Source organism: Avibacterium volantium, from assembly GCF_049366555.1.
Lineage (GTDB): Bacteria > Pseudomonadota > Gammaproteobacteria > Enterobacterales > Pasteurellaceae > Avibacterium > Avibacterium volantium_A.
This window is the reverse complement of record NZ_JBMMGT010000002.1, coordinates 103246-115477: the sequence shown is the minus strand read 5'-3', so window position 1 is coordinate 115477 and position 12232 is coordinate 103246. Positions and strand designations below refer to the sequence as shown.

Annotated in this window: 8 protein-coding genes; 1 reads left to right on the top strand and 7 read right to left on the bottom strand. The window is 40.7% G+C overall.

The annotated features are described in order from the left end of the window. Positions 1 to 1036: SLC13 family permease (locus ACLS0A_RS01025; protein ID WP_416082054.1), on the bottom strand; the 1036-nt coding region annotated here is incomplete at its 3' end. 197 nt (positions 1037 to 1233) lie between these two features. Between ACLS0A_RS01025 and ACLS0A_RS01020 the strand changes: the two genes are divergently transcribed. Continuing rightward, on the top strand, positions 1234 to 1731 hold the full coding sequence (locus tag ACLS0A_RS01020) for a YbhB/YbcL family Raf kinase inhibitor-like protein (protein ID WP_416082053.1): 498 nt from the start codon (positions 1234 to 1236) through the stop codon (positions 1729 to 1731). A gap of 990 nt (positions 1732 to 2721) precedes the next feature. Here the strand turns inward: ACLS0A_RS01020 and hrpA are convergent. The 6 genes from hrpA to dnaK all read right to left on the bottom strand — a co-directional run bounded on the left by hrpA (position 2722) and on the right by dnaK (position 11727). Then, a complete protein-coding gene (gene hrpA / locus ACLS0A_RS01015) occupies positions 2722 to 6630 on the bottom strand; it encodes an ATP-dependent RNA helicase HrpA (RefSeq protein WP_416082052.1) in 3909 nt (1302 codons plus the stop codon). A gap of 338 nt (positions 6631 to 6968) precedes the next feature. Continuing rightward, positions 6969 to 7322, bottom strand: a complete 354-nt coding sequence (gene rplT / locus ACLS0A_RS01010) for a 50S ribosomal protein L20 (RefSeq protein WP_005546410.1) — start codon at positions 7320 to 7322, stop codon at positions 6969 to 6971. Between the two features lie 65 nt (positions 7323 to 7387). Beyond that, positions 7388 to 7585 carry a 50S ribosomal protein L35 gene (rpmI, locus tag ACLS0A_RS01005; protein WP_005596065.1) on the bottom strand — a complete coding sequence of 66 codons (198 nt, stop codon included), beginning with the start codon at positions 7583 to 7585 and terminating at the stop codon, positions 7388 to 7390. 225 nt (positions 7586 to 7810) lie between these two features. After that, positions 7811 to 8353, bottom strand: a complete 543-nt coding sequence (infC, locus tag ACLS0A_RS01000) for a translation initiation factor IF-3 (protein WP_081637549.1) — start codon at positions 8351 to 8353, stop codon at positions 7811 to 7813. 261 nt (positions 8354 to 8614) lie between these two features. Then, entirely contained in the window at positions 8615 to 9760 is a 1146-nt protein-coding gene (gene dnaJ, locus ACLS0A_RS00995) for a molecular chaperone DnaJ (RefSeq protein WP_035688345.1), read from the bottom strand. A gap of 68 nt (positions 9761 to 9828) precedes the next feature. Beyond that, positions 9829 to 11727 carry a molecular chaperone DnaK gene (gene dnaK / locus ACLS0A_RS00990; protein WP_035688348.1) on the bottom strand — a complete coding sequence of 633 codons (1899 nt, stop codon included), beginning with the start codon at positions 11725 to 11727 and terminating at the stop codon, positions 9829 to 9831. Positions 11728 to 12232 lie beyond the last annotated feature (505 nt).

Sequence of the window (12232 nt, the reverse complement as noted above, 5' to 3'; positions counted from 1 at the left end):
TTTGCTGTTCTTCAATTGCAAGCCCTAACGCCAAACCACCAGCAACCAGCATTAAGGTATCCCAAGGTAAGCGGCGGACATCTTTTGCTTCTAGCACACCCGTCATTGTTAAGCCCACGATAGGAATTCCTGAGGCGGCGGCAACGGGAATGCCAATCCATTTGGAGGTCAGCCAGCAAAATAAGGTGATCGCTAAAATAATGAGTACAACGGTTTTGTGTAATTTTTCTTGGCTGCTAACCTCTATTTCATCTTGGGTTAAAAAATCAAAATGCAAAGGGGCTTGATATTTTAATTTGTATTTATAAATTAGCACTCGCCAGAAAATAAAGAGCAATAAAAATGCTAAAGGTGCCCCCACCATTATCCACTCCAAAAATGAAATGGGATAGCCCAATTTTTCTAATGCGCCCACCGCAATGGCATTAGGTGCTGAACCAATAATTGTCCCCATTCCTCCCACAGATGCCGCTGCGGGAATACCTAATAGCAAGGCTTTAGACAAATGCCCTCGCTCCGATAAACGAGAGAATAACGGGCTGATGGTGGCGATCATCATTGCCGTGGTGGCGGTGTTGCTCATTACCATTGACATTACCGCAGTAACAAGCATTAATCCCCACAGCACATTACAGGGGTTTGTGCCAAATCTTGGTAGCACGGCTTTTAACAGCATTAAATCAAGTTTTGTTTTCTTCATTGCTTCAGCAAGAAAAAATCCCCCTAAAAACAACCAAATCACGCTATCTGACCAAGTTTGCAAATATTTCATTGCATCATAAGCCTCACTTTTTCCCATTATCAATACAAGGAATCCCACAATTAAAATACTGACGGAAAAAGGGGGAATCGCCTCGGTTACCCACAAGCTAATGGAAAAAAATAGGAGAAATAACACATAATTTTGAATTTTCGTAAAACTTGCATCGGAAGAAAGCAAGGTAAGCAATAAAGCAAAAATAATAGAAAAAAGAAAGCAAAAAAGTTTTTTATTATTCAAGGTTTGCATTCCTTGCCAAAGTTGTCTAATTCCCATATAAAACCTCAAACTGTTTGATTACTGCTTGTTTAATATAAAAAACTTGCTTAGAATTTACTGTGATCCCATTCAAATAAATCATTTCTTTGATTTATTTTTTTCAATAAATTATTAACAAACAGTTAAAATTTTTAAGAAATATTTTTGCTATTGTTAATTTTCTCGTTATTAACGACTTCATTAAGGAGAACACGGTGAAAGTAACCAGCCAAGCCATTGAACAAGGTGTATTTTTGGATAAATATGGAAAACGCGGCACACAATTCAGTCCAAACGGAATGCCAACTTACTCTATTCCTTTTGAAATTGAAAATGCCCCAGAAGGCACAAAATCTTTCGCTGTGGTGTTAGAAGATAAAGATGCTATTACCGCCAGCGGTTTTGTGTGGATACATTGGCTTATCGCTAATTTAGAACGCACCTCCGTACAAGAAAATGAAAGCCAAAGCGCCACAGATTATGTGCAAGGCGCAAACAGCTGGGCAAGTGTATTAGGCAAATTTGACATCGCTGAAGCCTCATTCTACGGCGGAATGGCACCACCAAATTGCCGCCACCGTTATGAATTAATCGTTTACGCCTTAGACACCAAACTCGATCTTAAAGCGGGTTTTAGATTTAATGACTTACACTTCGCAATGCAAAACCATATCCTTGCGCAAGCGAGCGTAATGGGCACTTATGATGTTTAAGATTAAGTTATAAAAAATAGTAAGTGCGGTGTAATTTTCTGAGATTTTTAAAATCTGAAAAATTTCCACCGCACTTTATCTTAAATTTTCTATATTAAATCTCGTTTTTCTTTGGAATTAATAACGGATTTCGCTCGTTGAGCGACCTACTTTCTTTTGCGTCACCGAATGGAAGTAAGTAAAGTTTTTATGTCGCGTTAAATCGCTTTTTTCTTTGTGATTAATAACCAGTTTCGCTCGTTGAGCGACCTACTTTCTTTTGCTTGCTCAAAAGAAAGTAGGCAAAGAAAAAAGCCCCCGACTAAATTGCTTATCTTCATTTTTAACAAATTTTCTTAACGAAAAGTAAGCCCATACTCGCTACGCTGCGTTCAGGCATTACTTTTCTAAAAATTTGTTAAAAATGAAGGCAATTTACACGGGAGATGGTGCGTTTTCATAGGTTGTTTTCCCCACCAATCCCCCTCTTTAGTAAAGAGGGGTTAGGGGAGATTTGTTCTAGAATTTCACCACCTACGAGCCGTAGGTAGCTAGGTAACATAGCCACGCAGTGGCTGAGATAAGGGAATTTTCTTTGTACCTTAAAAATCCCCAAATTCCCACCGCACTTTAAAATTCTCCCTAATAGAATGTCCCCGTCCAAACCGCCCGATTGGAGATAAAATTTTTAGGAAAATCACGCCGAGTGAGAGCGTAGCGAACATCAGGCTGATTTTTCGTGAAGAAAATTTTATCGGAATGAGGAAAAAGCGAGTTCGTCAAATTTCTCACTTACAGACAAGGCATTTTGGCGAAGACAGTACGCCAGTACGGCAAGACAAAATAACGCAGTCTGAAAGTAAGAGAAATTTGACGATAATCGGGGTTCTTTTCTTTGCTTACTCTCTTTTGGGTAAGCAAAAGAAAGGAAGTCGCCAACGGCGAACCCCGTTAGCTACGCCAAGAAAAAGGCAATAAATAAAGTGCGGTGATTTTTCAATAATTGTACATCTACCCCACCTCATTAATCACATTCAAAATCCGTTTATCCGAAATAGGATATTTCGTGCCGAGTTGTTGGGCGAATAGGCTGACGCGTAGTTCCTCGATCATATAAGGAATCTCTGCCACTTCTGCAGGGATTGGTTTAGATTTTGGCAATTTTAATAATAACTGCTGATACGCCTTTTCGACATTTTCTACCCGCAACATTGCGGCACGATCACGGTTGGGATCTTGCAATAATTTGTCAATGCGTTTATCAATGGCTTGCAAATACCGTAATAAATCTGGCAGGCGTTGATAGCCCGTTTTCTGCACAAAATTCGGGTAAATTAATCCACTAATTTGCGATTTAATATCCGATAAAGCAAAGGCAAGAGTGAAATCCATTTTGCCTTTTAAGCGTTTGTTGATTTCAAACACGAGCGTCAAAATCTCTTCCACTTGTTTGGCAATATCCACCGTAGTTTCGTTTAAATTGGCTCGAATGTAGTCTTTTAGGCGTTCAAAATCCTGTTCATTCCACACAAAACCGCCAAAATCTTGCACTAATTTATCCACGGCACAGGCGATACAATCGTCTATCAATTCCAGCACTTTGCCAAATGGCGTGAAATACAGCCCTAATTTTGATTTGTTAGGCAGTTTTTCGTGCAAATACTTTATCGGCGATGGCACGTTAAGCAATAATAAGCGGCGTAGCCCTTGCTCCATTGCGACAGCTTGCTCAAATTCTGTTTCAAATAATTTGATCCCAACGGAATCTTTTTCGTCCACAATGGCAGGATAGGCTTTGATGGTAAAGCCTTGTTTTTTCTGCTCATAATATTGAGGTAATTGGTCGAAATTCCATAAATGAATCCCTGTTTGCTCAATACCTTCATCTGCCACCGCTGACAAGGTTTCCTGCACTTGCTCTTTCAGATTCACTTTGAGTTCATCTAAATTTTTGCTCTCGGCAATTTTCTTACCTTTCTCATTAACCACGCGGAATGTCATTGTTAAGTGCGGTGGAATTTGCGCAAGATTCCATTCATCAGGGGCAACACAAACACCCGTGATTTTGCGTAATTCTGCAGACAGCGTTTCTAGCAAGGGTTTGTCCACATCATTCACGCGCCCAAGAAAGGCTTCCGCATAATTCGGTGCTGGCACAAAATGGCGGCGTAATGCTTTTGGTAAAGATTTAATCAGGGCGATAATCAACTCTTTGCGTAAGCCCGGAATTTGCCAGTCAAAACCCTGCATTTCCACTTGGTTAAGCAGTGGCAAAGGAATATGCACGGTTACGCCATCGGCTTCCATACCCGGTTCAAATTGATAGCTAAGCTTTAATTTTAAATTGCCTTGATGCCAGAAATTAGGGAAATCTAGCTCGCTGACATTGGCGTTGTCATTGGTGAGAAAGGCTTTTTCAAAATTCAGCAATTCAGGATCTTTTTGCCGCGCTTTTTTCCACCAAGTATCAAAATGCTTTTGCGACACCACTTCTGTGCCAATGCGTTGATCATAAAATTCAAATAAACGGCGTTCGTCCACCAAAATATCTCGGCGGCGCGTTTTATGTTCTAACTCTTCCACTTCGCGAATCAGCCGTTGATTTTGCAAGAAGAAGGTGTGTTTCGTGTGCCAATTCCCTTCCACTAATGCGGATTGAATAAAAATCTCACGGCTCACTACGGGATCAATTTTGCCATAATTCACGGGGCGACTTGCCACAATTGGCACGCCATAAAGGGTCACTTTTTCATTAGCGATAACCGCCCCTTTGGATTTTGACCAACGTGGCTCCGCATAAGATTTTTTCACTAAATGCTGTGCCAATGGCTCAATCCATTCGGGATCGATCTCTGCCACCATTCGTCCCCATAATTTGGAGGTTTCCACTAATTCCGCTGCCATACACCATTTGGGCTGCTTCTTGAATAGCACGGAATTAGGAAAAATCGCAAAATGAGCGTTTCTTGCGCCTAAATATTGCTGTTTTTCCGCTTCTTTCATGCCAATATGAGAAAGCAAACCCGATAAAAGTGCGGTGTGAATTTGCGGATATTCTGCCGCTTGCGAATTAATCGGCAAGCCCATTTCTCGCACGGTAAGGCGGATTTGATGATAAATATCTTGCCATTCCCTCACGCGGATATAATTCAAATAATCTTTCTGACACAAACGGCGGAACTGATTTTTGCTCAAGGCTTTTTGGTTTTCCTGCAAATAACCCCATAAATTTAGGAACGCGAGAAAATCGGATTTTTTATCCGCAAAACGGCGATGTTTTTCATCTGCCGCTTGTTGTTTTTCTTGTGGTCGCTCTCTAGGATCTTGAATAGAAAGGGCTGCCACAATGATCATTACTTCGTGTAACGCATTGCTATTTACAGCACTCAGCAACATTTTACCCAAACGAGGATCAACCGGTAGCTGAGCAAGCTGGCGTCCAATCTGAGTGAGCTGACGTTTTTCGCCGTGCTTGGTTTTCACGAGTTGGAAAGCTTGCAATTCTTCCAATAACTTAATGCCATCTTGAATATGGCGTTTGTCAGGGGCATCTACGAAAGGAAATGCACTAATATCATCTAGCCCAAGAGCTGTCATTTGTAAGATGACGGAGGCGAGATTGGTACGCAAAATTTCAGGATCGGTAAATTCTGGCCGCTGATTAAAATCTTCTTCTGAATACAGGCGGATACAAATCCCTTCGGATACTCGTCCACAACGGCCTTTACGTTGATTTGCTGAAGCTTGTGAAATCGGCTCAATAGGCAGGCGTTGCACTTTGGTGCGGTAGCTATAACGGGAAATGCGTGCCGTACCAGGATCGATCACATATTTAATGCCGGGAACGGTCAATGACGTTTCCGCCACGTTGGTGGCAAGCACAATACGGTTTAAGCCCGTTGGGTGGAAAATTTTATTCTGCTCTTGTGCCGATAAACGAGCAAAGAGCGGTAGGATTTCGGTGTGTTTTAAATGCTGTTTTTCCAAGGCTTCTGCGGTATCACGAATTTCACGCTCACCATTGAGGAAAATCAAAATATCGCCCCGCCCCTCAGCCTGCAATTCCTCTACGGCATCGAGAATGCCTTGCAACTGATCTTGCTCTTCATTCTCTGCGATAGGGCGATAACGCACCTCCACAGGGAACGTTCGCCCCGAAACCTCAATAATCGGTGCATTATTAAAATGACGCGAGAAACGCTCCACATCAATGGTTGCCGAGGTGATAATCACTTTTAAATCTGGGCATTTTGGCAACAGCTGTTTTAAATAACCAAGAATAAAATCGTTATTTAGGCTGCGTTCGTGAGCTTCATCAATGATCAAGGTATCATATTGATTTAAAAAAGGATCACTTTGAATTTCAGTGAGCAAAATACCATCTGTCATCAGCTTAATTTGGGTGTCATCACTGATTTGATCGTTAAAACGCACCTTATAGCCCACTAGCGTTCCTAGCTCACAATGTAGCTCTTCGGCGATGCGAGTCGCCACCGATCTCGCAGCGATACGGCGAGGCTGAGTATGCCCAATCAAGCCTTTTTTTCCACGCCCTAACTCAAGGCACATTTTCGGCAACTGAGTGGTTTTTCCTGACCCCGTTTCCCCCGCGATAATCACTACTTGGTTTTGCTCAATGGCTTTGAGAATTTCATCTTTGCGTTGGCTTACGGGCAAGTTTTCAGGAAATTCAATTTTTCCCACCGCACTTTTCCGTTGCTGTAAACGTGCTTGTGCTTGCTGAATTTGTAATTGAATTTCTGCTGCGACTTTTTCTTGGGTTTGCGAGTTTTTAATTTGATGCAGCCCTTTAATTCGCCCTTGCAGACGGCGATAATCCACGTTCATCATCTCCGTTAATTGAGCAAATAAGGTTTTTTGTAATGGGCTAAATGGTTGTTTGTGTTTTGTATTTTTCATTGGTTTTATATATAGGATCACGTCCGTTTTAATCAGGCGTGAAATGATAAATTGTATGAATGATTTTCAAGGTTTTCTGTTTATCTATTTGTGGGCAAGTTTACTAAAAACAATCAAAAAATAAATAAAATTTGCACCGCACTTTGTTTTTAATTTTGTGCGGACAGACACATAGGTCCGGCCCTACAAGGCAAAGAGCGGTGGGAAAATTCATCATTTTTCACCGCTCTTTAAAGGATAAAAAACCTTGATAAATCATTCTTATGCGTATTTGGGTAAAATCGGCTTATAAGAAAAAGGACGCTATGTAGCGTCCTTTCACAATCAGTCTTTAAAAATTAAAGCGCAGATTTTGCTTTTTCAACTAAAGCAGCGAAAGCCACTTTGTCGAATACTGCAATATCAGCAAGGATCTTACGATCGATTTCAACAGATGCTTTTTTCAAGCCGTTGATAAATTTGCTGTAAGATAAGCCATTTTGACGTGCCGCAGCATTGATACGCGCAATCCATAATTGACGGAATTGACGTTTACGTTGACGGCGGTCGCGATAAGCATATTGACCTGCTTTAATTACAGCTTGGAACGCAACGCGATAAACACGTGAACGCGCACCATAATAACCTTTAGCTGCCTTAAGAATTTTCTTATGGCGAGCTCTTGCAATAACACCACGTTTTACACGAGCCATTATTTAATCTCCTATACAATATTATTAACTAAAATTCACTTGACGTACGCTTTACTTGTTTACGCTTATGCGTATGGCAAGCAGGCTACAACTAAAACTTGGTCGGCTTTCGCAACCATTGATTTATGACGTAGATGACGTTTACGTTTAGTGGTTTTCTTAGTCAAAATATGACGTAAGTGAGATTGTTTACGTTTAAAACCGCCAGAAGCTGTTTTTTTGAAACGCTTCGCAGCACCACGTACTGTTTTAATTTTAGGCATTGTTTAAATAACTCCGCATTGTTTAAGTTAGGTTGGATAATTAGGCGAATTTATCAGCTAAGTAATAAACTACTTGTAAAGCGCTAATTATTTCTATTAGCTAGCCAAAGGCTATCATACATAAGGAAATCAGGTTGCGTAGTTTACCTGATTATCACTTTGTTTTTCTGCAAAGAAAAACGGACGAATTCTATAAGATCCATCCGCTTTAAGCAAGAAATAAAATTATTTTTTCTTCGGTGCAATCACCATTACAGCTTGGCGACCTTCTAATTTACCTGGTGCTGACTCAATCATTGCGATTTCTGAGGTGTCTTGTTTAACACGCTCTAACACATTTAAACCAATATCTTGGTGAGCCATTTCGCGTCCACGGAAACGCACGGTAATTTTTACTTTATCGCCATCTTCCAAGAAACGTAAGATGCTACGCAATTTAACTTGGTAATCACCTTCATCTGTTCCTGGACGGAATTTAATTTCTTTAACTTGAACAACTTTTTGTTTTTTCTTCTGTTCTTTTGCTGCTTTGCCTTTTTCATAAAGAAACTTACCGTAATTCATAATACGGCAAACTGGTGGCTCAGCATTTGGGCTGATTTCCACGAGATCGAGATTTACTTCTTCCGCTTTATTTAAAGCCTCTTGCAGACTGACAATTCCTGCTTGCTCACCATCTTGGTCAATCAAGCGAACTTCCTTCGCCCGAATTTCTTCGTTAATGCGATTTGGACGATTTGTTGTTGGTGCTTTTTTTACGGTTTTAATAATCTTATTCCTCTATATGATTAAAACAATTTTCTGCAACGCAGAAGAACGAAATTTCACTTGCTTTATCTAAAGCAAAAACGGGCGAATTTTATAGCATTTATGGTTATTATGCAATAGCTTATTCAAGCATGACCGTGATAGCCATCACAAAAAACGTAAAAAAACGACCGCACTTATAAAATGCGATCGTTTTAATTTAAAGGCTGGTTTAGTTCAAATAATCCTGTTTTAATTCACTATTTCAGCGAATTTAACAAGCTATTTGCCTAAATTATCAAAGAATTTTTTCACACCGTCAAAGAAACTTGAAGATTTCGGGCGGTGTTTTTTCTTACCGCTTTCAAGGCTTTCTTCAAATTTTCTTAATAACTCTTTCTGTTCAGCGTTGAGTTTCACTGGGGTTTCAACAATCACTTTGCAGATGAGATCCCCAGTATAACCTGTTCTCACAGACTTAATGCCTTTACCGCGTAAACGCAAAGATTTGCCTGTTTGAGTTTCTGCTGGGATTTTCACTTTTAAGCGACCATCAAGGGTTGGCACTTCAATTTCACCGCCAAGCGCTGCCATTGTGAAACTAATTGGCACTTCGCAGTAAAGATTATTGCCATCACGCTCAAAAATATGGTGCGGTTTAACGTGAATCACCACATATAAATCTCCCGCTGGCGCACCAAACTCGCCTGCTGCCCCTTCTCCAGCTAAGCGTAATTGGTTGCCGGTATCCACGCCTGCTGGAATGGTAACGGAAAGATTTTTCTTCTTGTAAACGCGTCCTTCACCGTGGCATTTTTTACACGGATTTTCAATTTTTTTACCTGTGCCGTGGCAAGTTGGACACACATCTTCAGTTACAAAGAAACCACGTTGATGACGCACTCGACCTGCACCGTGACAGGTTGGACAAGTTTCCACTTTGGAATCTTTTTCAGCCCCTGTGCCGTGGCAATGATCACATTCTGCCAAGGTATCAAACTGAATTTCTTTTTTCGTTCCGCGAACCGCTTCTTCTAGGGTAATTTCGATGTCGTAGCGTAAATCTTCACCGCGCACAACACGTTGTTGGCGTGAGCGACCACCACCGAAAATATCGCCAAACATATCACCAAAAATATCGCCAAAATCCGCACCACTGAAGCCACCAAAACCGCCACCAGCGCCACCACCAAATCCACCTTGTTCAAAGGCTTGGTGTCCGTATTGATCGTAAGCAGCACGTTTTTCTTTATCACCTAAAATTTCATAGGCTTCTTGCACTTCTTTGAATTTCTCGGCAGCCTCTTTATCCCCTTGATTGCGGTCGGGGTGTAATTTCATTGCAAGGCGTTTGTAGGCTTTTTTAATCGCTTTTTCATCTGCACCACGTTCAACGCCAAGCACTTCATAATAATCTCGTTTTGCCATTTTTATCCTATTTTTTATACGCTAAAAGGGCATATTGCTATGCCCTTTGGATTATTGTTGAATGTGAATTATTTATTGTCTTTCACTTCTTCAAACTCAGCATCTACCACATCATCACCGTTGTTTTGTTGTGGTTGTTCACCGCTTTGAGCTTGTTGTGCTGTGGCTTGCATTAATTTTTGTGATGCTTCCACTAACGCTTTGGTTTTCGCTTCGATTTCAGCTTTGTCTTCACCTTTCGCTGCAGTTTCAAGTTCGCTCACGGCTTTTTCAATTTGGGCTTTATCATCAGCAGATAATTGATCGCCAACTTCGCCTAATTGTTTGCGTGTGCTGTGAACAAGATGATCAGCTTGGTTACGCGCTTGAACTAATTCTTCAAATTTACGGTCAGCTTCTGCATTGGCTTCTGCATCACGTACCATTTGTTGGATTTCATCTTCGCTTAAACCAGATGAAGCTTTAATGGTAATTTGTTGTTCTTTACCTGTACCTTTATCTTTCGCTGAAACGTGGATAATACCGTCCGCGTCAATATCAAAAGTTACTTCAATTTGTGGCATACCGCGTGGTGCTGGGTTAATGCCTTCTAGGTTAAATTGACCTAGTGATTTATTTGCAGACGCTTGTTTACGCTCACCTTGTAACACGTGAATGGTTACTGCACTTTGGTTATCTTCAGCGGTTGAGAACACTTGTGATTTCTTCGTTGGAATCGTTGTGTTTTTCTCAATTAAGGTAGTCATCACGCCACCCATTGTTTCGATACCTAATGAAAGCGGTGTTACGTCTAATAACAATACGTCTTTCACATCACCTGCTAATACACCACCTTGAATTGCCGCACCGATTGCAACAGCTTCATCAGGGTTCACATCTTTACGAGGCTCTTTGCCAAAGAACTCAGCCACTTTTTGTTGTACTAATGGCATACGAGTTTGACCACCTACTAAGATCACGTCATCAATGTCTGATACGCTTAAACCAGCATCTTTCAATGCCACTTTCACAGGTTCTAATGAGCGTGCTACTAAATCTTCTACTAAGGCTTCTAATTTCGCACGAGTTAATTTAATGTTTAAGTGTTTTGGCCCTGTTGCATCTGCAGTGATGTAAGGTAAGTTCACATCAGTTTGTTGTGCTGAAGAAAGTTCGATTTTCGCTTTCTCTGCTGCTTCTTTCAAACGTTGCATTGCAAGTGGGTCGTTGCGTAAATCAACACCTTGCTCTTTTTTGAACTCATCAACTAAGTAGTTAATTACACGGTTATCGAAGTCTTCACCACCTAAGTGAGTATCACCATTGGTTGCTAATACTTCAAAAGTTTTTTCGCCATCTACTTCATCAATTTCGATGATAGATAAGTCAAATGTACCACCACCTAAGTCATATACCGCGATAGTGTGGTTGCCTTTACCTTTGTCTAAACCATAAGCAAGCGCTGCTGCTGTTGGTTCGTTAATAATACGTTTAACATCTAAACCAGCAATGCGGCCTGCATCTTTGGTTGCTTGACGTTGTGCATCGTTGAAGTAAGCAGGTACAGTAATTACCGCTTCAGTTACTGGCTCACCTAAGAAATCTTCTGCTGTTTTCTTCATTTTTTTCAACACTTCAGCAGAAATTTGCGGTGGTGCCATTTTTTCATCTTTCACTTCAACCCACGCATCGCCATTGTCTGCTTTCACAATGCTAAATGGCATAATGTTCACATCGCGTTGTACTTCTTGATCTTCAAAACGGCGACCGATTAAACGTTTGATTGCAAATAATGTATTTTTTGGATTTGTTACTGCTTGACGTTTCGCAGGCTGACCTACTAAGGTTTCGCCATCATTTGTATAAGCAATAATTGACGGAGTTGTACGATCCCCTTCCGCATTCTCAATAACACGCGGTTTGTCGCCGTCCATTACAGCCACACAAGAGTTTGTTGTACCTAAGTCAATACCAATAATTTTTCCCATAATATGTTTTCTCCTAATAAAATTCGATTAATTCGTTTACGATTGATTAAATTGGGCTGGCTTTAAAAATTTCAAGTGCAATGTTGCAAATTTTTTTGCATTTTTTCACACAGGAATAACATTCAAAGTGCGGTGGAAAATTTCCACATTTTTCAGCCCAACTCACTGATGGAAGTAAAATGTTGGCTGAAAGAGAAATTTCAAGGGGGACTAAACAAATTTTTTGCTTTCTGCTTCATTTTTAACCTACACCAATATAGAATCCTTAAATATCAAAGAGATAGAGAAGAAAAATAAAAGTGCTAACGCGTTTTTTTTCGTAAAATAAGCACCCAAAACACACACGCCTGCCTAAACTTTAGGCAAAAAGATAATTTAAAATACAAGGGGTTTTGTTATAATTCGGCGGTCTTTAAGTATCGAAACCAATCAAAGAGGTAATCCAATGACAGCACAGCACAGCACAGCACAGCACAGCACAGCACAGCACAGCACAGCACAGCAC

Bases quoted from the DNA above. Each gene is read 5' to 3' on its own strand.
- hrpA (WP_416082052.1), bottom strand. From the start codon at position 6,630: ATGAAAAATACAAAACACAAACAACCATTTAGCCCATTACAAAAAACC.
- rplT (WP_005546410.1), bottom strand. From the start codon at position 7,322: ATGGCTCGTGTAAAACGTGGTGTTATTGCAAGAGCTCGCCATAAGAAA.
- rpmI (WP_005596065.1), bottom strand. From the start codon at position 7,585: ATGCCTAAAATTAAAACAGTACGTGGTGCTGCGAAGCGTTTCAAAAAA.
- dnaJ (WP_035688345.1), bottom strand. From the start codon at position 9,760: ATGGCAAAACGAGATTATTATGAAGTGCTTGGCGTTGAACGTGGTGCA.
- dnaK (WP_035688348.1), bottom strand. From the start codon at position 11,727: ATGGGAAAAATTATTGGTATTGACTTAGGTACAACAAACTCTTGTGTG.